The following is a 26,371-nucleotide window of genomic DNA, read 5'->3' on the forward strand; positions in this document are numbered from 1 at the left end:
CATGCACTACATCACACCGGATTTGTGCGACGCCTACCCTGAGCTGGTTCAGGTGGTCGAGCCGATGTTCAGCAACTTTGGCGGTCGCGACTCTTTCGGGGGCCAGATCGTGACCCTCAAGTGTTTCGAGGATAATTCGCTGGTGCGTGAGCAGGCCGAACAGGATGGCAAAGGCAAGGTGCTGGTGGTTGATGGCGGTGGTTCGCTGCGACGCGCCTTGCTGGGTGATCTGCTCGCAGAAAAGGCCGCGAAAAACGGCTGGGAAGGCATGGTCATCTACGGCTGCGTACGTGATGTCGATGTCCTGGCACAGACCGATCTCGGTGTGCAGGCATTGGCCAGCCACCCGCTAAAGACCGACAAGCGCGGCCTCGGTGATCTGAATGTCGTCGTGAGCTTCGGCGGTGTGACGTTCCGCCCGGGTGAATACGTGTATGCCGACAACAACGGCATCATCGTCTCGCCAAGCCCGCTGACAATGCCGGACTGATCGAATTTTGATGCGGTCCACCCACGCAAGGATTGGAATGTTCGACGAAGACAACGCGCAATGGGGGCTGGTACATGCCCTGGTGCTGGACGGGAAAGGCGGTGCGCGTTCAATCGCCCGGACCGATCTGGATGGCCTGCAGTTGGAGCCTCACGAAAGCGTGTGGCTCCATTGGGATCGCAGCCATCCGCAGACTCAGACGTGGTTGCGCACGGCCAGCGGCCTCACGCCGTTCGTCTGCGACCTCATGCTTGAAGAGAACACACGGCCGCGACTCCTGCCACTGCCGGACAACGAATTGCTGCTGTTTTTAAGGGGCGTCAACCTGAACCCCGGGGCTGAGCCCGAAGACATGGTGTCGGTGCGCATCTTTGCCGAAGCGCAACGGGTCATTTCCCTGCGCCTTCGGTCGTTGCGCGCCACCGACGAAATGATCGACTTGCTCAGAGAAGGGAAGGGGCCGAAGACCGCGTCCGAACTGCTGGTGTATTTGGCTCAGTTGCTCACTGACAAGGTTCAGGCGGTGGTCAGCGAGTTGACCGAATTGGTCGACGACATGGAAGAACGCATAGACGCCGACGAACGGTACATGCCCGAACACGGCAACATGGTGCACATCCGCCGACGGGCTGCGGGCATGCGTCGTTTTCTCGCGCCGCAGCGTGAAATCTACGCACAGTTGACCCGCAGCAAGATGCCCTGGTTTGTCGAGGACGATGCTGATTACTGGAACGAGTTGAACAACAGCCTGACCCGGTATCTGGAAGAACTCGAATTGACCCGCGAGCGCGTGGGGCTGGTGCTGGAGGCCGAAGATAGACGCCTTAACGAGCGCATGAACCGGACCATGTACCGCTTCGGGATCGTCACCGGGATCTTTTTGCCGATGAGCTTTCTCACCGGTTTGTTGGGGATCAACGTGGGGGGTATTCCCGGGTCGGAGAACCCCCACGGCTTTATGCTGGCATGCGGTCTGATGGTCGTGGTCGCGGTGGGGCAAATGTGGTTGTTCAAGCGTCTGCGCTGGGTATGAGAGGGCAAAAAAAGGCGTTGATCCGGTTTCGTCGTGTGACTCGTGCAAAACTGCCTGCGTCTTCCAGTGACATCACGTGAGGTGCCCATGCACGACCCGTTTGAAGAATCACTGAGAGACATGCTCAATTCTTCGTCCTCCAGCCGGGACGATGACGCGGTGCTGGGGCGAGTTTTGAAGACAGCGAACCGCCAGGTCGGTGCCGGTGACCTGTTCGGCCTGCTCGGCCGTTGCACGCAAGCCCTGATGATTGCCGTGAACAACGGTTCGGCTCACGTTTCACCTGTTTCCCGTCGCAAGGCGACGATTGCCGGCACCCCGTTTGACGGTGCTCAAGACAAGGCTGATTGAATATGGAATTGGATCTCTGGACACAGAGCCTGGTCACCGCAATGACTGCGTTGTGGACCAAAGTCGCGAACTTCATCCCGAACCTTTTCGGGGCTCTGGTGGTTGTTCTGCTGGGTTTCGTGGTCGCCAAGCTGCTCGACACCCTGCTGTCCAAGTTGTTGGCAAAACTGGGGCTGGACCGCCTAATGGGCGGCACCGGCCTGACCAAACTGATCAGCCGCGCAGGGATTCAAGTCCCGATTTCGACGCTGATCGGAAAGATTGTGTATTGGTTCGTGCTGTTGATTTTTCTGGTGTCGGCGGCAGAATCCCTCGGCCTTGAGCGGGTCTCGGCGACACTGGACATGCTGGCGCTGTATCTGCCGAAAGTGTTCGGCGCGGCGCTGGTGTTGCTGGTGGGGGTTCTGCTGGCGCAGTTGGTCAACGGTATCGTCCGGGGCGCAGCGGAAGGCGTCGGTCTGGATTACGCGGCAGGGCTGGGGCGTATCGCCCAATGGCTGGTGATCATCATCAGCATTTCGGTGGCGATCAGCCAGCTGGAGGTGAAAACCGACCTGCTGAACCACGTCATCGTGATCGGATTGATTACCGTTGGTCTGGCCGTGGCGCTGGCCATGGGGCTGGGAAGCCGCGAAATCGCGAGCCAGATCCTGGCAGGAATTTACGTGAGAGAGTTGTATCAGGTAGGGCAACAAGTGCGTGTTGGAGAGGTCGAAGGGCAGATCGAAGAGATTGGCACGGTGAAAACCACGCTGCTGACCGAGGAAGGTGAACTGGTGTCGTTGTCGAACCGAATCCTTCTCGAACAGCGGGTGAGCAGCCGCTGAACCGGCAAATCTGCTAATGTATGCCGCCGCAAATTCCCGGAGAACCGAGACGCGGTGGACATTTACCTGACTGTCGGCACGGCCTGTTTTGAATAAACCCCAACCGCTCTCACAGCGATACGACCCCCGCGAGCTCTCCGATGAGGAGCTGGTGGCGCGCTCGCACGCCGAGTTGTTTCACGTGACTCGGGCCTACGAGGAGCTGATGCGGCGCTACCAACGGACACTTTTTAACGTCTGTGCGCGATATTTGGGGAACGATCGCGATGCTGACGATGTCTGTCAGGAGGTGATGCTTAAGGTGTTGTATGGATTGAAAAATTTCGAGGGAAAATCGAAATTCAAAACCTGGCTCTACAGCATCACGTATAACGAATGCATTACGCAGTACAGAAAGGAGCGTCGGAAGCGTCGGTTGATGGACGCTTTGAGTCTCGACCCACTCGAGGAAGCGTCTGAAGACAAGACGCCAAAACCAGAAGAAAAGGGCGGGCTCGGTCGATGGCTGGTGCACGTGAACCCGATTGACCGGGAAATCCTGGTGCTGCGATTCGTCGCAGAACTGGAATTTCAGGAGATCGCAGACATAATGCACATGGGCCTGAGTGCGACGAAAATGCGCTACAAACGAGCACTTGATAAATTACGCGAGAAATTTGCAGGCGTGACCGAAACTTAACTCGGAGCAAATATCTCTAACGAGCAGGCAAGTTCTGATAGACTTGCCGATGAGTTGTCTCCTGATAAGGGAGACCGCTTTACAATCACCAGATGGGGATTTAACGGATGAAACTGAAAAACACCTTGGGCTTGGCCATTGGTACTATTGTTGCCGCAACTTCGTTCGGCGCGCTGGCACAAGGCCAAGGCGCAGTCGAAATCGAAGGCTTCGCCAAGAAAGAACAGTTCGACAGCGCTCGTAATTTCAAAAATAACGGCAACCTGTTCGGCGGTTCTGTAGGCTACTTCCTGACTGACGACGTTGAATTGCGTCTGGGCTACGACGAAGTGCACAACGTGCGCAGCGACGATGGCAAGAACATCAAGGGCGCGAACACCGCTCTGGACGCTCTGTACCACTTCAACAACCCGGGCGACATGCTGCGTCCATACGTCTCGGCTGGTTTCTCCGATCAGAGCATCGGTCAGAACGGCAGCGGCGGTCGTAACCGTTCCACCTTCGCCAACATCGGCGGCGGTGCCAAGCTGTACTTCACTGACAACTTCTACGCCCGTGCTGGCGTTGAAGCTCAGTACAACATCGACCAGGGTGACACCGAGTGGGCGCCAAGCGTCGGTATCGGTGTGAACTTCGGCGGCGGCTCGAAGAAAGTTGAAGCAGCACCGGCTCCAGTAGCTGAAGTGTGCTCCGACAGCGACAACGACGGCGTGTGCGACAACGTCGACAAGTGCCCAGACACCCCGGCCAACGTTACCGTTGACGCCAACGGTTGCCCGGCAGTTGCCGAAGTCGTACGTGTTGAGCTGGACGTGAAATTCGACTTCGACAAGTCGGTCGTCAAGCCAAACAGCTACGGTGACATCAAAAACCTGGCTGACTTCATGAAGCAGTACCCACAAACCACCACCACTGTTGAAGGTCACACTGACTCCGTCGGTCCTGACGCTTACAACCAGAAACTGTCCGAGCGTCGTGCAAACGCCGTTAAGCAAGTTCTGGTTAACCAGTACGGTGTTGGCGCTAACCGCGTGAACTCGGTTGGCTACGGCGAATCCCGTCCAGTTGCTGACAACGCAACCGAGGCTGGCCGCGCTGTTAACCGTCGCGTAGAAGCACAAGTCGAAGCTCAAGCTAAGTAATTAGCCCCGCTTTGCAGAAGAACCCGGCCTCGGCCGGGTTTTTCTTTTCTGGAGTCTGAACGGTTTGGTATGTGGCGAATTGTCGCACCCATGTATCGGTATTGAAGCCAATGAACTGCCTGGTTAGTGGCAATTTAATAGCGGGTATTGTTGGCAAACTTCGCAAGACACCACAGTGGAAACCGCAGTGTCACCAGCAATAACAACCACACCCATGCATACACCGCGTCAACGCCATCATTCTGCAAATTGACAAAGAGCTTCACCGGGATACCCTGCGGGAAATAGGCGAACACCATCACAATGCCAAACTCGCCAATCACCCGGCCCCAAGTGATAGCAAGCCCCGTTGCCAAGGCTCGACGCGCCATCGGTAAGGTCGGCGGCAGAACGTTTCCCACCCTGTGCAGCCCTGACTGCGCGCCGCTTCATCCAGTGTTCGAGGCACGCTTGCAAAGGCTAAGTGGCCGATAACACGAAATACGCTAAACCCCATACACCTGAGCCAGCACATCGGCGAGCATCAGGCTGAAGATGATGTTCTGGCCCTGGGGATCGACGCCACCACGGCGTCTTGGCACTGGGTTGATTGCTGTCCGTTGAGCGACATAAGATCGCCCTCAGTGCTTGATCACCCAGACCCACAGCAGCATGTTCAGGAGCAGCGAGACGAGCGCGACCCCGCGCCAGACTTTCAATGGCTCGCGTTCCAGCAGGGGTTTGGGGCGAGCGTCCAGCAGGCTCAGTTCTCCCCGTTCAAGTTCCAGCAGCCACTGTTCGGCGGTTTCGAAACGTTTGGCTGGATCGGCTTGCAAGGCTTTGTCCAGGTGACGTTCGAGCCACTCGGGGGTGTCAGGACGATAACGGCTTGCCGGGACGGGCTGTCCGAAACGATGGCGCTGGAAGGCTTCGATTTCGCCGTGGGGGTAATGTCCGGTCAGCAGGAAATACAGCGCGACGCTGGCGGCGTACAGGTCCAGAGACGGGCCCGGGGGCGAACCGTTGAAGGCTTCCGGCGCAATGAAACTCGGCGTGCCGGGCACATCGCCCGCGGCATCGATGGACAGGCCGGGACAGAACGCTAGGCCGAAATCCAGCACCCGCAGCTCGCCGTTCTCATCGATCAGCAGGTTTTCCGGTTTGATGTCGCGATGGAAGATATTGCGCCGATGCAGCAGGCCCAGGGCGCTTATCAAGTCCCGGGCGAGCGTGTGCCACTGCGCCCAGTCCATTGGGCCGTGTTGGGCAAAGGCGTGAGCGAGCGTCTGGCCTGAGTATTCGCGCATCACGTAATACAGGTGCTGGCGTTCGGGCAACGGATGCACGTCGGGAAAGAAGCGCCCGGCGACGCGCCGCAGAAACCACTCCTCAAGCAACAGCGCCTGTGCAGCACCGTGTTCATCGTGGCGGGAGGTGGGTAACGTTTTCAACAGCCAAGGGCGATCGTGTGCGTCCCTGAGCCGATACAAGAGCGACTGACGCGAGTCGCCCAATGCCGTTTCGACGCGCCAGCCCTCGAAGGATTGCCCGGCACGCAGACTGGGTGGCAAAGGCCATTGTTGCAGCTGAATCAGCGCATCGCCCAGGGAGTCAGCTCCCACCTGGTCCACCTGAATCAACAGCGCGGTGGCGTTGTCCTGACTGCCCGCCAAATGCGCCGCTGTGACCAGCGCGTTGACTGCGGCATCCAGGTCATCCTGCTCGCTGAGAATCGAGCGGACAGTGCTGTCGCTCAACGCCCCCCACACGCCGTCGCTGATCAGCAGCAGCCGCTCTCCCTGCCGCAGTTCGCCGTCGAGATAATCCATGACCACGTACTGGTCCAGCCCCAACGCCCGTTTCAGCACATGCCGCATGTCCGGTTGTTCCCAGACGTGGTCCTCGCTGATCCGTTCCAGCGTGCCGTCGAGCCATCGATACACCCGGCAATCGCCGACGTGGGCGAGGGTGAAACGACGTCCGCGCAGGACCAGTGCACTGAGAGTGGTCAGCAGCCCGTTGGCTTGCAACCAGCGGTTCTGCGCCGACAGTAAGCGATCCAGGGCTTGCGCCACGCCCCAGGTTTCCGGCGTGGCGTAGTAATCCAGCGCCAGAGCCTGAAGCGTGGAGCGCGAGGCCAGCCCCCCATCGGTGCACTGACTGACGCCATCGGCCACTGCAAAGAGATAGCCCTTGCTGGCGGCCAGTGACGGAACCGGGGTCACCATTCGCGTGGCGTCCTGATTCTCCGCACGAGGGCCGCAAGCGCTGAACTCGGCAAAGCGCAGTTGCAGGCCGGTGGGCGCGGCGGGTGGCGGCATCGCGGGCTGATTCATCGTCCGTTCCTTTTAGCCCGTCAAACGCGCGCAGCCGTGACAGCCGCCGACCCCCAGGTGGTTCTCCAGCGGCGTTTGACATTCATCAGGCCGAACCAGGCGAGGACGCTCAACAGTGCGAACAGCCACAGGCCCAATTGGTAATCCCCCGTGTTCTGTTTGATCGCACCCAGGCCCGCTGCCAACAGAAAACCACCGATGCCACCCGCCATGCCGATCAGCCCGGTCATCACGCCGATCTCTTTGCGGAACCGCTGCGGCACCAGTTGGAAGACTGCGCCGTTGCCTGCGCCCAAGCCCAGCATCGCGGCAACGAACAGCCCGAGCGCTGCCCATGAACTTGGCAGGTTGAAGCCCACTGCAGCGATGCAAATGGCTGCCACGGCGTACATGCCGGACAACGTGCGGATGCCGCCGAAACGATCTGCCAGCGCGCCACCCAGCGGACGCATCAGGCTGCCACCGAACACGCAGGCGGCGGTGTAGTAACCGGCCGTGACCGGGCTCAGGCCGTACTGGTCGTTGAAGTAGCCGGGCAGGGCGCTGGCCAGGCCAATGAACCCGCCGAAAGTGACGCTGTAAAAGAACATGAACCACCAGCTGTCGCGGTCGCCCAGCGCCTTGAAGTAGTCCGCCATGGCTTTGCGCGGTGGACGCTCTGGCGCATTGCGGGCCATGAGGGAGAAGGCCACCAGCGTCAGCACCAGCGGGATGGCCGCAAAGCCGAACACGTTGCTCCAGCCGAAGCTCGCAGCCAATACCGGGGCGATCAGCGCCGCGAAAACAGTCCCGGAGTTGCCAGCGCCGGCGATGCCCATCGCCTTGCCTTGGTGTTGTGGCGGATACCACTGCGATGCCAGCGGCAAGGCGACGGCGAACGACGCGCCCGCCATGCCCAGCGCAATGCCGAGGAGCAGCGCCTGTTCATAGCTGTGGATGCCCAGTTGCCAGGCACAAAGCAGGGCAACGATGACGATGACCTGGCCGATGATGCCTGCGGTCTTGGGCGACAGTTGATCCGCCAGCATCCCCATCAGGAAGCGCAGAATCGCCCCGGCGAGAATCGGCGTGGCGACCATGAGTCCGCGCTGTTGGGTGGTCAGGTGCAGGTCAGCGGCGATCTGCACCGCCAACGGCCCCAGCAGATACCAGACCATGAAGCTCAGGTCGAAATAAAGAAACGCTGCAAACAACGTGGGTTTGTGTCCGGCTTTCCAGAAGCTTGTCGTCATCTCACACCTCATCTGCGGAAATCGTCGCCGGTGCGCCTGTCGTTCGCACCGCTGCGGGGTTGGTTGCGGGAAAAGCGTGTCTGGCGCTTCACGGTTTTTTTTCGGGCCCAAACGAAAAAACGCCGCCACCCTGTCCGCGTTGTGCGAAGGGGTGAGCGACGTCTTTGTCGAGTGTGTGGGCAACCGCCGTTGGCTACCTGTGAGATTGAGATAGCAAAACGCGGGCCATCGCCGCTGCGGTTGATGTCTCGCAAGAATCACGGCGGGTGGCGAACACTTTTGTCCCGCTTTTGGTGCAGAGATGAGGATGCCGTGCTCCAGGTGTGATCATTGCGCAGGCTTTTGCGCCGCCCCGCGCAAAGTTCGCGACATGCCTCGCGCTGGCCCCCCGTGGACGTTTATAATCCGCGGCTGACTTCAGCCTCAAACGAGCCGCGCCCGCCCATGTATAACCTGGCCCGCCAGTTACTGTTCAAACTCTCCCCGGAAGCTTCCCACGACCTGTCCATTGACCTGATCGGTGCGGGAGGGCGTCTGGGGCTCAATGGCCTGTTCAACAAGGCGCCCGCGCGGTTGCCGGTGACGGTCATGGGCTTGCAGTTCCCGAACCCGGTGGGCCTGGCGGCCGGTCTGGACAAGAACGGTGCGGCCATCGACGGCTTCGCCCAGTTGGGTTTCGGTTTCGTTGAAATCGGTACCGTGACCCCGCGTCCGCAGCCCGGCAACCCGAAGCCACGGATTTTCCGTCTGCCCCACGCTGAAGCCATCATCAACCGCATGGGCTTCAACAACCTGGGCGTCGACAACCTCGTCAGCCGCGTGCAGGCCGCCAAATACACCGGCGTACTGGGCATCAACATCGGCAAGAACTTCGATACGCCGGTCGAGCGCGCCGTGGACGATTACCTGATCTGTCTGGACAAGGTTTACGCCCACGCCAGTTACATCACCGTCAATGTAAGCTCGCCGAACACGCCGGGCCTGCGCAGCCTGCAATTCGGCGATTCCCTCAAGCAACTCCTCGAAGCGTTGCGCGTTCGCCAGGATGCGCTGACCCAGATTCACGGCAAACGTGTGCCGTTGGCGATCAAGATCGCGCCGGACATGAGTGATGAAGAAACCGTGCTGGTGGCCCGTGCGCTGCTGGAGTCGGGCATGGACGCGGTGATCGCGACCAACACCACGCTGAGCCGTCAGGGTGTCGAAGGGCTGCCACATGGCGACGAGGCGGGCGGTCTGTCCGGCGCCCCGGTGCGCGAGAAGAGCACTCACATCGTCAAGGTGCTGGCGGGCGAGCTCGGTGGGAAACTGCCGATCATCGCAGCAGGCGGCATCACGGAAGGCAAGCACGCTGCCGAGAAAATCGCAGCGGGGGCGAGTCTGGTGCAGGTCTATTCAGGTTTCATTTATAAAGGCCCGACGCTGATTCGCGAATCGGTGGATGCCATCGCGGCAATGCCTCGCTAAACGTCCGATACAAACCCTTTACCCAATAAAGAGGGGCTCCGTAATGGAGCCCCTCTTGGGCCTGAGCCCGCCGCCCGGATGGGGCGTGCATGGTTAGGTGTTTACGACGCAGATTGTCGATTCTTTCGAAGAAATTCTGATAAGTCGAAGTGTACCTTTGGTAATTTGAGTGTCAGCCGACCGCGTGAAGTTCGTTGAGTCTGTGTATACCCGCAGTGCCGGTCATACCGTCCCAGTTGTCGCCGCGTCCTTCCCGCCAGCCATTGATCCAGGCTTGGCGCACCGACGGTAGAGTAAATGGGCAAAGCTCACGGGATTTACCAGTTACGCCGTATTGATATCCGCGCGAAAAAGCTCTTTCCAACGGATCACGCTTAAGTCTTCTCATAGGGTGTTGCCCTCGTTTGTTGACTGTTATGTCCCTGGAGACCTCATGTCGAGGTCGGGCAGAATCTTCTGCCTTTGCATGCCCGCTGCCGGCGTCGCGGGCGATGGTGCCCTCGTCGTTGCGACGAAGGCCTGAGGTGAGTTCTAACCAATGGTTCGGATGCTGTGAATGACCGTTTTGTCATAAGAACGTAACCGTTGAGGCATTAAGACCATAAGCATTGAATCGTTTCGAGCGTGTTTTTTTCGCGAAGCCCCCTGAACCGAGGGTCTTGATGAAATTTGCGAGTCATTCTCATGGACAGCTGATGGCTGTTTGACGTCAGATTTAAAACGACGAAGGGTCAAGGATGTGACTTTTTATTACTGCCGTCGTCGGGCTGAATAGCGGTTTTTTAAGAACAAACATGCCTGTTGGACGTTCTGGCGGGCATAACTGCCGTACTCGAAATCATTCGACGCGGCGGAGCGGCACAACCGTGTGCCACCCGGACGTCTCCACGAAAGACGTCTGTTGAATCGGGCCGGACGATGCGTTGTCCCGCCACATAGCCGAAGGCTCTGGAAATCTCATGTCGGACCAATACGAACTCTTCCTCACCTGTCCCAAAGGCCTTGAGGGCCTGCTCGCCGAGGAAGCCACCGCACTTGGCCTCCAGGAAACCCGCGAACACACCTCGACAATTCGGGGCAGCGCCGACATGGAAACCGCCTACCGGCTGTGCCTGTGGTCGCGTCTGGCCAACCGCGTGCTGCTGGTCCTCAAACGCTTCCCGATGAAAGATGCCGAAGACCTGTACCACGGCGTGCATGACATCGAATGGGCCGACCATCTGGAACCGGACGGCACCCTGGCCGTGGAATTCAGTGGGCATGGTTCGGGCATCGACAATACCCACTTCGGCGCCTTGAAGGTCAAGGACGCCATTGTCGACCGGCTGCGCACCCCGGATGGGCTGCGTCCGTCGATCGACAAACTCAACCCTGACCTGCGCGTCCACCTGCGGCTTGACCGAGGCGAAGCGATTCTTTCGCTGGACCTGTCCGGCCACAGCCTGCACCAGCGCGGCTATCGCTTGCAGCAGGGCGCGGCGCCGCTGAAGGAAAACCTCGCGGCGGCCATTTTGATTCGTTCCGGCTGGCCGCGTATCGCGGCGGACGGCGGCGCGCTGGCCGACCCCATGTGCGGTGTGGGCACCTTCCTGGTCGAAGCGGCAATGATCGCTGCCGATATTGCACCGAACCTCAAGCGTGAGCGTTGGGGTTTTTCCGCGTGGCTGGGCCATGTCCCGGCGTTGTGGCGCAAGCTGCATGACGAAGCCCAGGCCCGCGCCGAGGCCGGTCTGGCCAAGCCGCCGCTGTGGATTCGCGGCTACGAAGCCGATCCTCGACTGATCCAGCCGGGTCGCAACAACGTCGAGCGCGCCGGGCTGTCCGAGTGGATCAAGATCTACCAGGGCGAAGTCGCGACCTTCGAGCCGCGTCCGGACCAGAACCAGAAAGGCCTGGTGATCTGCAACCCGCCGTATGGCGAACGTCTGGGCGACGAAGCGAGCCTGCTGTACCTCTACCAGAATCTGGGCGAGCGTCTGCGTCAGGCCTGTCTGAACTGGGAAGCGGCTGTGTTCACCGGCGCGCCGGACCTGGGCAAGCGCATGGGCATCCGCAGCCACAAGCAATACGCGTTCTGGAACGGCGCTTTGCCCTGCAAGCTGCTGCTGATCAAGGTGTTGCCGGATCAGTTCGTCACCGGCGAGCGTCGCACCCCCGAGCAGCGTCAGGCCGAGCGCGAACAGGCGGCCTACGACCAGACCCCGGATGAGCCGCAGGAGCGCAAGTTCAACAAGAACGGCAACCCGATCAAACCCACGCCCGCCCCGGCGCCGGTGATCGAGCAGCCACGCCTCAGCGAAGGCGGGCAGATGTTCGCCAATCGCCTGCAAAAGAACCTCAAGGCCATGGGCAAATGGGTCAAGCGCGAAGGCATCGACTGCTACCGCGTGTACGACGCCGACATGCCGGAATACGCGATGGCCATCGACCTGTACCACGACTGGGTGCACGTCCAGGAATACGCCGCGCCGAAGTCCATCGACCCGGAAAAGGCGTCGATCCGCATGTTCGATGCCTTGGCGGCCATTCCCCAGGCGTTGAACATCGACAAGGGCCGCGTCATCGTCAAACGCCGCGAGCGCCAGAGCGGCACCAAGCAGTACGAACGTCAGAGCGCCCAAGGCAAGTTCAACGAGGTCAACGAAGGCGGCGTCAAGCTGCTGGTCAACCTGACCGACTACCTGGACACCGGTCTGTTCCTCGATCACCGCCCGATGCGGATGCGCATCCAGCGCGAAGCGGCGGGCAAGCGTTTCCTGAACCTGTTCTGCTACACAGCGACCGCCAGCGTGCATGCGGCCAAGGGCGGCGCTCGCAGCACCACCAGTGTCGACCTGTCGAAAACCTACCTGGACTGGGCACGTCGCAACCTGTCGCTCAACGGGTTCTCCGACAAGAACCGTCTGGAGCAGGGCGACGTGATGGCCTGGCTGGAAGCGAGCCGCGACGAATACGACCTGATCTTCATCGACCCGCCGACGTTCTCCAATTCCAAGCGCATGGAAGGGGTGTTTGACGTGCAGCGCGATCAGGTACAGCTGATCGACCTGGCGATGGCGCGTCTGGCCAGCGGCGGCGTGCTGTATTTCTCCAACAACTTCCGCAAGTTCCAGCTGGAAGAAAACCTCGCCGAACGGTACGCGGTCGAGGAAATCACTCAGCAGACCATCGATCCGGACTTCACGCGAAACGGCAAGATCCACCGCGCCTGGAAGATAACCGCGCGCTGAATCGATACCGCGCCGGCTCCGGCACCCGCTGCAACGGCGGGCATCCGGGGTCGCGAGATGCTGATGGACGCGCAGCACTAGGCAAACTAATGGCGAATAGCTATAAGTTAACTCTGGCCACGTGCCACGGCAGCACGTGGCGCCATGAGTTCAGCCTATGTCGTCTAACCGGTCCAGCACGAAGATCCTTGGCTTCATCAATGAAGACACGTCGTCGTGGGCGGTTGCCGCGCTTGTTTTCTCTGCCGGTACCGTACTGACCGCGCTGCTGGCGTTGGCCAACGTCGAGGGGTATCAGCGTCAGTTGCGTCAACGCTTCGACTTGCTCGCCGCCGAGCGAGTCAGCCGCATTCAGGACCGTTTAGAGGGGCAACTGCGACGACTGGACAGCCTGCGCCGGTTCTTCGTGTACTCCGATGACGTTTCCGAACAGGAGTACAACGGCTTCGCCCGCCCTCTGTTGACCTTCACCCAGGCGTACTCATGGGCGCCAAAAGTTCTGGACAATGATCGCGAAGCGTTCGAGAAGAGCGCTCGGGATGCTGGGGTGCGCAACTATTCCATTCGAGAGTTGGATGGGGTCAGCAGCCTGGCGGTCGCGAACAGGCGCCCGGTTTATTACCCGGTGCGTTTCTCTCAAAGCCGAAGCACCCTCGAATTGCCGTTGGGTTTTGACGTGAATTCCGAGCGTGTGCGGCAGGAGACCCTTGAGCGGGCGATCTGGACCGGCGAAATGGCCGCTTCACCGCACATGAACCTGGTAGGTCTCGAAACGGAAAACAGCAAGGGTATTTTGCTGGTGGCCCCCGTTCAGTCCCGCCCGCACCCCGAAACCTCTTCGCTGGGGGCATTGCAGGGATTTTTGGTGGCGGTCATCAGCCTCCATAAAATGATGACCGAAGGCTTGCCGTTGAGTGCCGAGGACAACCTGAACCTCACGCTCGAAGACATCACGGGAGCGCCGGAATCCGACGTGCTGTATCAGTCAGCCGCCAACGCAGCGGCCAGCGACCTCTCCATCACCAAAACCCTGAATTTTGCGGGCCGCATCTATCAGTTGAAAGTGCGACCGACCTCCGTCTTCATCGGTGCCAACCCTTCGTCCAACGACAGCCTGGTGATCCTCGGCGCGCTGCTCAGTTTCATGCTGAGTGCGTTGCTGTACGTGTTGATCAGCCAGCGTCAGCGCGCCTTGCGGATGGTGGAGCAAAGCACGATGCAGCTGCGCCAGCGCGAACAGCAACTGCGCACCGCCCACAGTCAGTTGCGCAATGTGCTGGACGCGGCCACCCAGGTGGCAATCATTGCCACGGACATGAACGGCCTGATCACCACCTTCAACATCGGCGCCGAAAAAATGCTCGGTTACGACAGCTCGGACATCTGCGGCGTCCGGACCTTGTGTGAGCTGCACCTGCCTTCCGAGCTGGCGGCCCATGTCAATGAATTGAGCCAGCGCTATGACCGGGTGGTCGACACCGTGGAAGTCATGCTGATCGAAGCGGTGCAAGAGCACGGCCATCAGGCCAATGACTGGACGCTGGTGCGCCATGACGGCAGCCATTTGCAGGTCAACATGCAGGTCAGCCCGGTCCTCGACGAGCACGATCAATGGATCGGCTACCTGGCCGTGTGCCTGGATATCACCGAGCGCAAACGAGTAGAGGAAGAACTGCGCACCATGTCCGTGACGGATGCGCTGACGGGCGTCTACAACCGGCGTTATTTTCAGGAGCGGCTACAGGCCGAGGTGTTCCGTGTCGAACAGTACGGTGGCATGTTCTCCGTGGTCATGCTGGACATCGACCATTTCAAGGCCATCAACGATCAACTGGGCCATGCCGTTGGCGACCATGTGTTGCAGGCCATCTGCGAGCGGCTGTGTCATCGGTTGCGGCGCAGTGACGTCTTTTGCCGGCTCGGTGGGGAAGAGTTCATGGTCCTGTGCCCCGACACTGATAGCGATCAGGCCTACGGGTTGGCGGTGGAGCTGTGGTCCGCCCTGCGCACGCAGCCAGTCGACGGCGTGGGACGGGTCACCGCGAGTTTCGGCATTGCCAGCTGGCGCGAAGGCGAGGGCGCCGACGCGCTGCTGTTGAGGGCGGATTCCGGGGTGTATGCCGCCAAAATGGCGGGTCGCGACCGGATCCAGCCGGAGTCGAGCTGATCCGCTGCTTTTGATCCTGTTCGCAGGTTCCCGTGGGAGCTGAATCACACCGCTGAACCTGAAGGAGAGAATTCATTCGCGAGGCATTCATACATCAGACGCATGTGTGCCGAATGTACGATTGTTCGCGAATGAATTCGCTCCCACAGGAACAGTGGCATCCCGGATTAGTGCGGATGGCACAACCTTGCTTTACGCACTCATCGTCGGTGGCAACTCCATCAGCTTGTCCAGTGTGATCGGCAAATCACGAATCCGCTTGCCGGTGGCATGGGCCACGGCATTCGCCACCGCAGCGGCCAACCCCGTGATGCCGATCTCGCCAATCCCCCGCGCCCCGAACTCGTTCAGTTCATAGTCCGGGTAGTCGAGCAGAATCACGTCGATCTCCGGCTGGTCCGCATGCACCGGCACCACGTACTCGGCGTAGTTGTTGTTCACCGGCATGCCGTTGCGCTCATCGAAGTCCGTGCCTTCGAAGAGCGCCATGCCGACGCCCATCACAATCGCCCCTTCCACCTGATTCAGTGCAGTCTTGTGGTTAATCACCTTGCCGACGTCGATCGCACTGACGACCCGCGCCACACGCAGGCGGGATATGCCCGGGTCCCAACGCACCTCGACGAAGTGCACCCCGAACGATCGAAACGAATGCTTGCTGGTGTCATTCATGCCGGTCTTCGCTTCACCAAAGGCGCTGGACTGCTTCTGTGCCTTGAGCACGTCGGCAATCGCGAAGGTCTTGTCGCCGCTCTTCAATTGACCCTGCTCGAAGCTGACCTGCTCGGCCTTGGCCCCGGCAAACACGCCTTTGGGTGCCGTGGAGAGCGCCTTCAATTGCTCGACCGCCTGACGCGTCGCTTCGGCAATCGCGGGGAGCACGCTGGCCGTTGCCCAGGAACCACCGGACACCGGGGCAGGCGGGAACGACGAGTTGCCCAATTCGACCTCGATCTTGTCCAGCGGGATGCCCGTGATGCTGCTCACCACCTGCGCGACGATGGTGTAGGTGCCGGTGCCGATGTCCTGCACGCCGCAGATCGCATAGGCCGTGCCGTCGGCGCGCAACGACACTTGCGCCTCCGCAGGCGTGCGGTAGGCGTCCCAGTTACAAGCCGCCATGCCGTAGCCGATGATCTCGTGACCGTCTTTCATTGAGCCCGGCTTCGGATCGCGCTTGCTCCAGCCAAAGCGCTCGCCGGCCTGATCGATGCACGCCTGCAAATGGTTGCTCGACCACGGCAAGTTCTGGCTTTCGTCCCTTTCGGAGACGTTCAGCTTGCGGAAGGCCAGCGGGTCCATGCCGATCTTGTCGGCCATCTCGTCCATCGCCGACTCCAGCGCGAACAGACCCGGCGCGGCCCCCGGCGCACGCATCGACGTCGGCGTGCCGCGATTGACCTCAATGATCTTGTGGCTGGTCAGCACGTTGGCGCAGCTGTAGAGGCTTTTGGTCGAGGTCCCGCAGTTTTCCTTGTACGGGTCGGTAAACGACGTGGTGTTGATCGATTCGTGACGCACCGACGCCAGCTTGCCCTTGTCATCCGTGGCGAGGCGCAAGCGTTGACGGGTTTCCGGCCGGTGCCCCGTGGTGGTGAACATCTGTTCGCGAGGCACGACCAATTGCACCGGGCGATTGAGCACTTTCGCCGCGCCACTGGCGGCGACGGAGTGGGGCCAGATCCATAGCTTGCTGCCGAAGCCCGAGCCAATGAACGGCGCCCGGACTTCGACCTTTTCCGGGATCAGTCCGAAAATCTTCGCCAGCGAATTGCGATGCGCAACCACGCCCTGACTGGCCTCGTAGACGATCAACCGGCCGTCTTCCCAACTGGCGACGGTCGCGTGCATTTCCATCGGGTTGTGGGTTTCGACGGGGGTGGTGTAGGTCGCATCAATGCTGTGGGCGGCGCTGTCGAATGCCGCACCCGCGTCGCCACGACTGTGGCCGGGGCTGCCGTCCTGCAGCTTGCCCGCCTTCATGCCTTGGTCGAGGTTGGCCACCGCATCGGTCTTGCTGTAGCTGACCTTGACTTTATAGGCCGCCGCTCGTGCGTGTTCGAAGGTGTCGGCCACCACCAGCGCGACGAACTGCCCGGCGTAGTAAACCGTGTCGTCTTCGAACGGCAGACGGCTTTCGTCAGACTTGGCGGCCTTGAGGATCTGCGCGAACGACATCGGCAATGTCGAGTTGTGGTACAGCTCAGGGAAATGGCCGTGGTGAAAGATGTCCAGCACGCCGGGGGATTGGCGCGCGGCGTCCAGGTCCAGCCCGGTCACCTTGCCACTGGCAATGGTGCTGAACACGCCGTAGCCGTACGCCATGTTTTTCAGGTGATGGTCAGAGGCATACATCGCGGTGCCGGTGACCTTGCGTCGGCCGTCGATGCGCCGGGGCGCCGCGCCGATCATGTTTGAATCCGTCATGTCTCGATCCTCCCGATCAGGCCGTCAGCGTGCTGAGGTTGCGCACGATCGCCTGCTGCCCGAGGGCAATCTTGTAGGCGTTGTGGCGGTACGGTTTGGCGCCCTGCAACGCAAGGGCGGCGGCTTTTTCCATGTTTTGCGGGGTCAACGTCGCGCCTTTCAAGGCGCGCTCCGCTTCCAGGGCACGCCACGGCTTGGTGCCGACGCCGCCCATCGCGATGCGCGCTTCACGCACGGTGTTGCCGTCCATCACCAGAATCACCGCGCTCGAAGCGAGGGCGAACTGGTACGAGGCGCGGTCACGCAATTTCAGGTAACCGGACTTGCTGTTGGCCAGCGGCGCGTCCAGCACCACGTGGGTGATCAACTCGTCATCCTGCAAGGCGTGTTCTTTCCACGGCGTGGAGCCGGGCAGCAGATGGAAGTCGAGAAAGTCGACGCTGCGTGAACCCTTCGGCCCTTGCACCTCGACCTTCGCGCCAATCGCGGCCATCGCCACGCACATGTCCGACGGGTGGGTCGCGATGCATTGATCGCTGGTGCCCAACACCGCATGCACGCTGCGGTTATGACCGTCGATGGCGGCACAGCCCGAGCCCGGCTCGCGTTTATTGCAGGCCGAATGGCCGTCGCGGAAATAATTGCAGCGCACCCGCTGCATGACGTTGCCCGCCGTGGTGGCCTTGTTGCGCAACTGCGTGGTGGCGCCGGACAGCAACGCCTGGGACAGCACCGGGTAGTGCTCGACGATGTAAGGGTGGTGGGCCAGGGCGGTGTTGGTCACCAACGCGCCGACGCGCACGCTGCCGTCTTTCTGCACCTCGACCTGCTTGAGGGACAGGTGATTGACGTCGATGACTTGGTCGGCGGGCATCACGTCCAGCTTCACCAGGTCCAGCAGAGTGGTGCCGCCCGCGAGAAAGAAGGCGGTCTGGCTTTTCGAGTGGGCCGCCACGGCCTGCTCAACGCTGCTGGCGCGCACATAATCGAGGGCTCTCATCAGGTCACCTCCTGCAATTTGATCCGCGCACTTTGAATGGCCGCCAGGATGTTCTTGTAGGCGCCACATCGGCAGATATTGCCGCTCATGGCTTCGCGCACGCTGTGGTCGTCGCTGCCAATGTTTTTGTCTTGCAACACCGCCACGGCGCTCATGATCTGGCCGCTGGTGCAGTAACCGCACTGGTAGGCGTCGTGTTCCCAGAACGCTTCCTGCACCGGGTGCAGTTTGCCGTCCTTCGCCAGACCTTCGACGGTGGTGATCTCGTCGCCTTCGTGCATGGCCGCCAGCGACAAGCACGAATTGATGGCCGTGCCGTTGACGTGAACGGTGCACGCACCGCACTGGCCGTGGTCGCAGCCTTTCTTGGTGCCGGTCAGCTGCAGGCGATCACGCAGTACGTCCAGCAATGCGGCATTGGCCGGGAGGTTGAGCGTGTGGGCCTGGCCGTTGACCTTGAGAGTCATGCGCCGTTCGTCTTTGGCGGGCGGATCGACGTCGTCGGCCACGGCGGCCTGGGCTTCGAGGGCTTGGGTCCACATCGGAGCCGTGGCTGCCGCGAGGCCGGACACGCCAATGGATTTCAGGAAATTTCGTCGCGACGGCACGGTGAAGGCCGTGAGGTCGGACACAGGTTCTTTGTGATCAGGCTGATCGGTCATGGACAGGTTCCTCGTCAGCATTGAGTCAGGCCCGGCGCTGACGGTTGAGCAGCGAACGGGCATCTGCGGCATTGAAAGCGTCAAGTCACCCACGATAAACAATGAGCGAACCGAGCATTCATTCGAATAACTGCATGCACTGTTGAAGATTTCTCGCCAATCCCCCGATGTACTCGTTGCGTTTGGCATCGACGTCTTGCGAAGAAAGCGTTATCACTGGTGGGAGCAGCATCACCCCAGAGTTAATGACCTGAGGCAATGGGGTTGGTTGCGGATAATTGGCAAGGATTTTAGACAGGCGAGAACCTCGAAAGGTCAGCAGTCGAAAGACGATCATTTGATGTGGGTCGATCTGACCAGCGTGCGCGGAAAATCTTTCATTTCAACGGTTGACTGCCGATATAGAACTGAGACTCAGGCAACTGTCACGTGAAATGTCGTGAAATCGCGTTTTTTTCGTCGTTTATAGGCAGCTGGAACGAATATGGCGCTTGCATCCCTCAGTCAGACCCCATGAAGATAGCTCAGTCCCACGCTGGCAATGGAGCGCCTATGAATTCCCACGTCACGAATCCCGTTCAGCGCTCGCCGGCGACCGAGGAAACAGCGTGTCTGGCAGATGATGGTTCGGAAAATGCGACATCGATGATCGACGAAAACTCTCTCGAAGCAGTGCTGAAAGCTGCGACCAGCGCGACCCCCGGATTGAGCTGGGCCGCCTACCGTGCCAACCGGCACATGCATTTGTTGGGGCAGGGCGATGCCGCGACCGAGTGGCCGTCACTCATTCCCCGTGAAGGCTTCGACGCTTTCTGTCGTGATCATGGATTACACCGCTGGGTGACCGGGCATGGCGAAAGCCCGCTGGGCTGGTTACTGACCCCCGAACGCGAGTCGAGCAATCCGTTTTTACTGGCCCTGGCAAGCAAACTGGGACTGCGGTTGCAGACCGATGCTCTGACCCGGGCCCAAGCCACTCAACGGGTGCTGTACGAAATCACCTATCTGGCCAGTTCGACCCGTGACCGCCCGGCGTTTCTGCAAGGCGTGCACCGGCAATTGTCGACCCTGATCGACGCCGAGAACTTCTATCTGGCGCTGTACGAAGGCCACAGCGGCAAGATCACCTATCCCTATTACATCGACATCACCGATGTCGACGCGCTGGAAGCCGAGACCCAAGAGTTTCTCGATCCGGAACGGCTGTCCATGACCGGTTATGTGCTGACCACCGAGCAGCCGTTGTTTGTCGACGCGGCTGGAATCGAACGCGCCCAGTCTCAGGAGCGGTTTTATTGCGTGGGGCATCGGCCCGAATTCTGGATGGGGGCGCCGCTGAAGAACGCTTCCGACGACGTGTTCGGCATGCTGGCGATGCAAGTCTACGACCTGTCACGGGTCTACAGCGTCGAGGATCAAGAGCTGTTTCTGGTGGTCGCGCGTCACGTGGCGATGGCGCTGGACCGCATCCTGCATCGGGCGCACCTGGAAGAAACCGTGGTGCGCCGCACGCTGGAGCTGTCGCGGCTCAACGACGCCCTGCGTAACGAAGTGGCCGACCGCGAGCGGGCCGAGCATTTGCAGAGCGCGCTGTTCCAGATCACTGAACTGTCCAGCCAGCCGGGGGACATGACCGACCTGTTCAAGAGCCTGCACGGGATTGTCGGCGAACTGCTGTTTGCCCTGAACTTCTACATTGCGCTGTACGACGACGCCACGGACGAGGTGACCTTTCCGTATTACGTCGACGAACGTTTGGTGCGCCGCCCCGATCCACGTCGCGGTGAGCGCGGTTTTACCGAGTACGTGATTCGTCAGCGCCGCCCATGCCTGATCGACAGTGCCGAAGCGCGGCGTCTGGAAGGCACCGGCGAAATCACCATCCAAAACGAAATCAACCGTTCCTGTTCCTGGCTGGGGATTCCGCTGTTCGACGGCGACACCGTGCGCGGCGTGCTGGCGGTGCAGAGTTATTCGCCCCATGTCAGTTATTCGCTGCGTGATCAGGATTTGCTGACGTTCGTCTCGCGGCACATCGACACGGCGCTGTCCCGTCGTAGCGCGGCGGAAGCCATTCACACGGCCAACGTACGGCTGGAAGCCCGGGTGCAGGACCGCACCCGAGAGCTGGACTACGCCAACGCCAAGTTGCAGCACGAAAACGCTCACGACTCCCTGACCGGGTTGCCTAATCGCAGCCACTTGCAGCACCGTCTGCAAGGCGCGTGGCAGGATTTTTGCGCTCACGGTCAGGACCTCGCGGTTATGTTCATCGACCTGGATCGCTTCAAAATGGTCAACGACAGCCTTGGACATCATTCGGGGGATCTGTTGCTGATTCAAGCGGCTGACCGACTGCGCAGTTGCATGCGCGAGAGTGACCTGCTGGCGCGCTTGGGTGGCGATGAGTTTGCGGTACTGGCCTACTCCGCGCCGCCTGACGTCACGGTGGCGATTGCCGAGCGCATCCTGCTGGCATTCGATGTGCCGTTCTACATCGACGGACATGCGGTGTTTTCGTCGTGCAGCATAGGGGTGGTCGGCGCTGATCTGCAATTCCACAAAGAGCCGGCCGACCTGTTGCGAGATGCCGACACGGCGATGTACCGGGTCAAGAACGCCGGGCGCGACAGTTACGCCGTGTTCAACCAGGAAGTGCGGCGCGAGGTGTCCGACCAGATGGAGCAAGAGGGTGCGTTGCGTAACGCCCTCAAGCGCACTGACGAATTGCTGCCTTATTTTCAGCCGATCATCGACGTTGCCACGGGCAAAATTCTGGCGTTGGAAGCGCTCATCCGCTGGCGTCAGGCCGATGGCCGAGTGATCGCGCCGGGGCTGTTCCTGCCCGCGCTGGAAGGCCTGCGCCTGATTGGACGGCTGGACTATTACATGCTGCAACAGGTGGTGGCGATGTTGGCGCAGCCCAGTCATGCCCATTGGCCGACCGTGCACGTCAACTGTTCGAGCTACAGCATCAGCCGACCGGAATTCGCTGGCGAAGTGCTGGGACTGCTCGCGCAACATGGCGTGGCGCCGTCGCGCATCTGTCTGGAATTGACCGAAGGGGCGCTGGTGGCCGAACCGGAACTGGCGCGTCAGGCCATGAAGCACTTGGCGGACAACGGCGTCTCCACCGTGCTCGACGACTTCGGCGCCGGGTTCTCGTCGCTCAGTTACGTGCACCAGTACCATTTCAGCGGCCTGAAGATCGACAAATCCTTCACCCTCGAACTGACCACCAGCTCCCGCAGCCGCGCCATCGTCCGCGCCATCGTGCGCATGGCCGAATCGCTGGGGCTGACGGTGGTCGCCGAGGGCGTAGAAGACGCCGATACGTTGCAATTGCTGCGTGAAATGGGGGCAGGGCAGGCGCAGGGGTATTACTTCTCGATGCCAGTGCCACAGGAGAAACTGGATTTGAGTGAGTTGCTCTGACCCATCGGTTCATGACCCCTGCGGCCGCTCAGTGGGCGGCCATGACTCGCGGCCATCGGCAACACGCACAGAGGATTGTGTTTGGACGAATAACGTGAACTCGGCGTGCAACCGTGTGGGAGCAGCCGGAGGGACGACGGCCGCGAAGTGGTGGGTCAGGCAATTGATCGGCAACTGACCCACCGCTGTCGCTGCCGTCGTGCCTCCGGCGTCTCCCACGAGACTTGCGGTGTCCAGGGATTGTGCTGACGACACAAATCACCTGTGGCAGTCCGGCGTGGCGGCCATGACTCGCAGCCGTCGCACCCGGACACGATCGTGTTTGGACGAATAACGCGAACACGGCGCGCAACCGTGTGGGAGCAGCCGGAGGGACGACGGCCGCGAAGCGGTGGGTCAGGCAATTGATCGGCAACTGACCCACCGCTGTCGCTGCCGTCGTGCCTCCGGCGTCTCCCACGAGATTTGCGGTGTCCAGGGATTGTGCTGACGACACAAATCCCCTGTGGCGTGTCGGCCGTGGCGTCCATGACTCGCAGCCGTGGGCAACCCGGACGCGATTGTGTTTGAACGAAGAGCGCGAGCGCGGCGTGAAACCTTGTGGGAGCAGCCGGAGGGACGACGGCCGCGAAGCGGTGGGTCAGGCAATTGATTTGGTAACTGAACCACCGGCGTCGCTGCCGTCGTCCCTCCGGCGTCTCCTACCAGAATTGCGGTGTCGAAGGATTGTGCTGACGACACACAGACCCTGCAGCAGTCCGGCTTGCCGGCGGTGGCGCTGTAATATCGCCACCTTGGCAAGCCATGCAGATACGACGATGGCACACAGTCAACCCAGGCTTTCCAGCCCGATACGCCCTTGCTAGACTCGCGCCCATGTCCGAATCCGATCCCGATAACCGTCCAGCCTTTCCCGACTACGCCTTCTGCCCGGTGATCACCGCGCTGGAGGTGATCGGCGAGCGCTGGGTGATCCTCATTCTGCGCGACCTGCTGCGTAACCCCTCGCGACGTTTTCAGGATTTGCAGGACTCGCTCAAGGGGTGCGCCCCGAGCACGCTGTCCGCCCGGCTCAAGGCCCTGGAAGCCAACGGTCTGATCGAGCGTCGTCTGTACGAGCAGCATCCGCCGCGGCTCGAATACCTGCTGACCGCCAAGGGACGTGAAGTCGGGCCCGTGGTGGCCTCCCTGCGTGACTGGGGCCTGCGTTTGCAGGACCAACAGCCACCGCGCTGAGCGGCCAGAGCGGCGAAGGTCTGCCGTTCCCGGCAAGGCCGCGCCGACATTGCCGCTTCCTTCGAAACCTTCTATCCCTTGCACCCCGCATAGGGCGGGCCTCTCAGCATATGTATCAGCATGTGGCACTGCTTTTGCTGCTGTCGAGGGTGCATCGATAACCTGATAAGGAGGTGAAAGATGATCATTGATAACAGTACGATCCAACACTTCGTGTCGAAGGCCGTGGCTCACACGCACTACGACACGACAGACAAGGATGCGTACACCGCTGCGACGGCCAGCGCTTCCGCGCCGATTGCCGCACTCGCGGGCAGTACCGACAGCTCCACCCAAAGCAGCGCGGATCAGGGCTACAACGAGTCTTTCGCCAAAATGATGGTGAACCTCAAAGCCTCCCTGGCCAACGCCACGTCCAAGGTGTCGGATGAAGACAAAGCGGCTGCGGCAGCTGCGTTCGCGGCCGCCGGTGACAAACAGATCGCGTCGACGGACAGCGTGAGCAAAACCGTCGATACCGAAATGGCGGCGGTCGATAACAGCAGCACCAGTAGCAGTTCTTCGGCCAAGGCCGATTTTCTGGCGTACATGAACCAGACCGATGCCGAGAAGGTGCGTCAGCAGTTGACCGGCGTAAGCAAGGAACAGTACGACGCCATGACGCCGGAGCAGCAAGCGGCCGTGGACAAGAAAGTGGCTGACCTGCAGAAACAGAAAACCGAGCTGCAAACCGCTGAGCAAGAGGTCAAGGCCAAGATCGCCATGGCGAAGGCGGAAATGGCCTGAGTCCTGGGTGTTGGCGGTGTGGGGGATGGATGAGGAAGGGGCAGCGGTGATCACCGGCTGCCCCTTTTTTTGGATGGAATATGTGTCCCGTCAGGGCTTAAAGCCGCGTCAGCTTTTCCAGTGCAGCGTCTGCGAGAAATGACGAGCGGCTCTTGATGTTGTGGTCACGCACATATCGGTCAATGCGTTGGATCACGAAGCCGGGCAGCGTGACATTGACCTTTTCCGTTTTGCCTAGATAAGGCGTGATATCGATCTCCAGCATCCCCCAGCCCATTCCCGCATAGTCGGGATGATCATGATGCCGTTTTGCGGAGGTCGGCATGGGTACGGTATGTCCGCCGGTCACCTGCTCTTCAAGCATGATGTGAGCGATTTCGACAGCGGCGTTATAGGCCTCTTCGAACGTGTCACCTGCGGTCACCGCCCCGCAAATATCCGGGATGTGGATGCCGATGGCGGTGGTTTCGTCGCCCCATTCGATGGCGATGGGATATTGCATGATGTGCTCCTGCGAAAGAATCAGGCCTGTTCTGATGGGCTGAGCCATGCGCGCCTCCTGATGCTTTTTACGGTTCCCAAGGGTAAGTCTTTTTTCGGGTGGGGCACCGCGATGGAATAAGGGCTGCGCGGGTGGGTAACGACGTGATGACTTCCGCGACTCCGCTGGAACATCCATCCCGCCGCTTCAAGCTCTGCTATCAGTTCTCTGCTTTTCACCACCCACATCCCTTTGAGGTTCAAGGTCGTCGATGGTCGTCATAGAGCGATGGTAGATCAAGGAGGAAGATGTATCTAGAGGTATAAACAGTGCAGGTCGTCTCGGGCGCTTTTCCAGGCATGTGATGCCAGACGTTAGGTGAATGCGAGAAAGAATATTCGAAAAAATATTAAAAAACCGGCGCCAGGCCGGTTTTTTGATCGTGTAGCGATTTCGTCAAACCACCTGATCCCGATACGGCAAATCCGGCCCGACCCGCGTGCACGTCACGGCAGCGGCAGCCACGGCAAAATTCAGCATGTCGGTCAGTGTCTCGCGGCTCAATCCTGGCAGGCTCGCCGGGGTGTCGAGGTGGCGTTCGGTCAGAAAGGTAATGAGCGCGGCCTGGAAGGTGTCACCGGCGCCGACGGTATCCGCCGTCTCGACGTCGCGGGCCGGGACAGACCAATGGCCGAGCTCGCGGGTGAAGACGGTGGCGCCTTGACGGCCACGGGTCATGATCACCAGTTGGCAGTTGTGTTGCAGCCAGCCCCTGGCCACGGTTTTCGCGTCGGTGTCGGGGTAGAGCAGATGCAGGTCTTCGTCGCTGACTTTGATGAGGTGCGCGTGTTCGGCGAATTGGGCCACTTGGTTGCGCCACAGCTCGATGCTCGGTGCAGGGTTCAAGCGCACGTTGGGGTCGAAGGTGATCAGGCGCTGGCCGCTTTCGCGTCGCACCAATGCCAGCAGCGCATCGGCTACGGGCTGGACGACCAACGAGAACGATCCCACGTGCAGGCCGCGAACGCTTGTGTCCAGCACCGGGAGTTGATCGGTCGTCAGCAAGCGGTCGGCGCAGCCTTCACCCCGGAAGCTGTATTGCGGCGAGCCATCGGCGCCCACTGCGACCATCGACAGGGTGGTCGGGGCATCGAAATGAATCAGAAAATCATCCCGCACGCCTTCTTCTTTCAGTACCGCCGCCAGGCGTTTGCCCAGATAGTCCGTGGAAATACCGGCGAAGAAACCGGCGTCCACGCCCAATCGACGCAGGCCGACTGCAACGTTGAACGGCGAGCCGCCGGCGATGGCCTGGTAGCCGATTTTGTTGAGTTGGGCGCTGTCCGGCTGACTGAAAAAGTCGAACAGTGCTTCGCCACAGACCAGATACATAGGTGCTCCATTAAGGGCA

The 26,371-nt window shown here is 60.5% G+C and carries 22 protein-coding genes; 12 read left to right on the forward strand and 10 right to left on the reverse strand.

Annotated elements, in window-relative coordinates:
- Nucleotide 1 precedes the first annotated feature (1 nt).
- The 6 genes from rraA to AAEO81_RS14470 all read left to right on the forward strand — a co-directional run bounded on the left by rraA (nt 2) and on the right by AAEO81_RS14470 (nt 4,522).
- Nucleotides 2-490: a ribonuclease E activity regulator RraA gene (rraA, locus tag AAEO81_RS14445; protein ID WP_341964259.1), complete on the forward strand. Its 489-nt coding sequence runs from the start codon at nt 2-4 to the stop codon at nt 488-490.
- A 37-nt stretch (nt 491-527) separates the two neighbouring features.
- Nucleotides 528-1,523 carry a zinc transporter ZntB gene (locus AAEO81_RS14450; RefSeq protein ID WP_341964260.1) on the forward strand — a complete coding sequence of 332 codons (996 nt, stop codon included), beginning with the start codon at nt 528-530 and terminating at the stop codon, nt 1,521-1,523.
- A gap of 87 nt (nt 1,524-1,610) precedes the next feature.
- On the forward strand, nt 1,611-1,874 hold the full coding sequence (locus AAEO81_RS14455; RefSeq protein ID WP_166595488.1) for a CrfX protein: 264 nt from the start codon (nt 1,611-1,613) through the stop codon (nt 1,872-1,874).
- Nucleotides 1,875-1,876: 2 nt separating this feature from the next.
- The gene (locus AAEO81_RS14460) at nt 1,877-2,701 is read left to right on the forward strand and encodes a mechanosensitive ion channel domain-containing protein (protein ID WP_341964261.1); all 825 of its coding nucleotides are present in this window, start codon (nt 1,877-1,879) and stop codon (nt 2,699-2,701) included.
- An 88-nt stretch (nt 2,702-2,789) separates the two neighbouring features.
- Nucleotides 2,790-3,380, forward strand: coding sequence for an RNA polymerase sigma factor SigX (gene sigX, locus AAEO81_RS14465; protein WP_341964262.1), 591 nt, complete (start codon nt 2,790-2,792; stop codon nt 3,378-3,380).
- Between the two features lie 107 nt (nt 3,381-3,487).
- Nucleotides 3,488-4,522, forward strand: a complete 1,035-nt coding sequence (locus AAEO81_RS14470; protein ID WP_166595491.1) for an OmpA family protein — start codon at nt 3,488-3,490, stop codon at nt 4,520-4,522.
- A 134-nt stretch (nt 4,523-4,656) separates the two neighbouring features.
- Here the strand turns inward: AAEO81_RS14470 and AAEO81_RS14475 are convergent, their stop codons facing one another.
- From AAEO81_RS14475 to AAEO81_RS14485, 3 genes are all read right to left on the reverse strand, one after another.
- Nucleotides 4,657-4,923: a hypothetical protein gene (locus AAEO81_RS14475; protein WP_341964263.1), complete on the reverse strand. Its 267-nt coding sequence runs from the start codon at nt 4,921-4,923 to the stop codon at nt 4,657-4,659.
- A 219-nt stretch (nt 4,924-5,142) separates the two neighbouring features.
- The gene (locus AAEO81_RS14480) at nt 5,143-6,837 is read right to left on the reverse strand and encodes a bifunctional protein-serine/threonine kinase/phosphatase (RefSeq protein ID WP_341964264.1); all 1,695 of its coding nucleotides are present in this window, start codon (nt 6,835-6,837) and stop codon (nt 5,143-5,145) included.
- 20 nt (nt 6,838-6,857) lie between these two features.
- Nucleotides 6,858-8,069 (reverse strand): nitrate/nitrite transporter, encoded by a 1,212-nt coding sequence (locus tag AAEO81_RS14485; RefSeq protein WP_341964265.1) that lies wholly within the window; start codon nt 8,067-8,069, stop codon nt 6,858-6,860.
- 444 nt (nt 8,070-8,513) lie between these two features.
- Here AAEO81_RS14485 and AAEO81_RS14490 point away from each other — a divergent pair, with 444 nt between their 5' ends.
- Complete coding sequence (locus AAEO81_RS14490) at nt 8,514-9,536, forward strand: quinone-dependent dihydroorotate dehydrogenase (RefSeq protein ID WP_341964267.1); 1,023 nt, start codon at nt 8,514-8,516, stop codon at nt 9,534-9,536.
- 172 nt (nt 9,537-9,708) lie between these two features.
- On the opposite strand, the gene rmf is transcribed toward AAEO81_RS14490, so the two are convergent.
- Nucleotides 9,709-9,924 carry a ribosome modulation factor gene (rmf, locus tag AAEO81_RS14495; RefSeq protein ID WP_010223328.1) on the reverse strand — a complete coding sequence of 72 codons (216 nt, stop codon included), beginning with the start codon at nt 9,922-9,924 and terminating at the stop codon, nt 9,709-9,711.
- A 571-nt stretch (nt 9,925-10,495) separates the two neighbouring features.
- Between rmf and rlmKL the strand changes: the two genes are divergently transcribed.
- Together rlmKL and AAEO81_RS14505 are read left to right on the forward strand one after the other, a co-directional pair.
- Nucleotides 10,496-12,766, forward strand: a complete 2,271-nt coding sequence (gene rlmKL / locus AAEO81_RS14500) for a bifunctional 23S rRNA (guanine(2069)-N(7))-methyltransferase RlmK/23S rRNA (guanine(2445)-N(2))-methyltransferase RlmL (RefSeq protein WP_341964271.1) — start codon at nt 10,496-10,498, stop codon at nt 12,764-12,766.
- Between the two features lie 157 nt (nt 12,767-12,923).
- Nucleotides 12,924-14,933, forward strand: a complete 2,010-nt coding sequence (locus AAEO81_RS14505) for a diguanylate cyclase (protein WP_341964272.1) — start codon at nt 12,924-12,926, stop codon at nt 14,931-14,933.
- Between the two features lie 192 nt (nt 14,934-15,125).
- Here AAEO81_RS14505 and AAEO81_RS14510 read toward each other — a convergent pair whose 3' ends face one another.
- The 3 genes from AAEO81_RS14510 to AAEO81_RS14520 are packed head-to-tail and all read right to left on the reverse strand — an operon-like array spanning nt 15,126 to nt 19,022.
- Nucleotides 15,126-17,360 carry a xanthine dehydrogenase family protein molybdopterin-binding subunit gene (locus tag AAEO81_RS14510; RefSeq protein WP_341964273.1) on the reverse strand — a complete coding sequence of 745 codons (2,235 nt, stop codon included), beginning with the start codon at nt 17,358-17,360 and terminating at the stop codon, nt 15,126-15,128.
- A 16-nt stretch (nt 17,361-17,376) separates the two neighbouring features.
- A complete protein-coding gene (locus AAEO81_RS14515; protein ID WP_341964274.1) occupies nt 17,377-18,360 on the reverse strand; it encodes a xanthine dehydrogenase family protein subunit M in 984 nt (327 codons plus the stop codon).
- Nucleotides 18,360-19,022, reverse strand: a complete 663-nt coding sequence (locus AAEO81_RS14520) for a (2Fe-2S)-binding protein (RefSeq protein ID WP_166595499.1) — start codon at nt 19,020-19,022, stop codon at nt 18,360-18,362. Before AAEO81_RS14520 ends, AAEO81_RS14515 begins: the two co-directional genes overlap by 1 nt.
- A 552-nt stretch (nt 19,023-19,574) precedes the next feature.
- On the opposite strand from AAEO81_RS14520, the gene AAEO81_RS14525 reads away from it, so the two are divergent.
- From AAEO81_RS14525 to AAEO81_RS14535, 3 genes are all read left to right on the forward strand, one after another.
- On the forward strand, nt 19,575-22,457 hold the full coding sequence (locus AAEO81_RS14525) for an EAL domain-containing protein (protein WP_341964276.1): 2,883 nt from the start codon (nt 19,575-19,577) through the stop codon (nt 22,455-22,457).
- 876 nt (nt 22,458-23,333) lie between these two features.
- Nucleotides 23,334-23,693: a helix-turn-helix domain-containing protein gene (locus AAEO81_RS14530; RefSeq protein WP_341964278.1), complete on the forward strand. Its 360-nt coding sequence runs from the start codon at nt 23,334-23,336 to the stop codon at nt 23,691-23,693.
- Between the two features lie 180 nt (nt 23,694-23,873).
- The gene (locus AAEO81_RS14535) at nt 23,874-24,479 is read left to right on the forward strand and encodes a hypothetical protein (protein ID WP_341964280.1); all 606 of its coding nucleotides are present in this window, start codon (nt 23,874-23,876) and stop codon (nt 24,477-24,479) included.
- 97 nt (nt 24,480-24,576) lie between these two features.
- On the opposite strand, the gene AAEO81_RS14540 is transcribed toward AAEO81_RS14535, so the two are convergent.
- The 3 genes from AAEO81_RS14540 to AAEO81_RS14550 form a co-directional block, all read right to left on the reverse strand.
- The gene (locus AAEO81_RS14540) at nt 24,577-24,981 is read right to left on the reverse strand and encodes a type II toxin-antitoxin system HicB family antitoxin (protein ID WP_341964534.1); all 405 of its coding nucleotides are present in this window, start codon (nt 24,979-24,981) and stop codon (nt 24,577-24,579) included.
- Nucleotides 24,982-25,001: 20 nt separating this feature from the next.
- On the reverse strand, nt 25,002-25,199 hold the full coding sequence (locus tag AAEO81_RS14545; protein WP_341964535.1) for a type II toxin-antitoxin system HicA family toxin: 198 nt from the start codon (nt 25,197-25,199) through the stop codon (nt 25,002-25,004).
- A 217-nt stretch (nt 25,200-25,416) separates the two neighbouring features.
- Complete coding sequence (locus AAEO81_RS14550; RefSeq protein WP_341964281.1) at nt 25,417-26,352, reverse strand: carbohydrate kinase; 936 nt, start codon at nt 26,350-26,352, stop codon at nt 25,417-25,419.
- Nucleotides 26,353-26,371 lie beyond the last annotated feature (19 nt).

It is taken from the genome of Pseudomonas sp. RC10, assembly GCF_038397775.1.
GTDB classification, from domain to species: Bacteria; Pseudomonadota; Gammaproteobacteria; order Pseudomonadales; family Pseudomonadaceae; genus Aquipseudomonas; species Aquipseudomonas bambusae.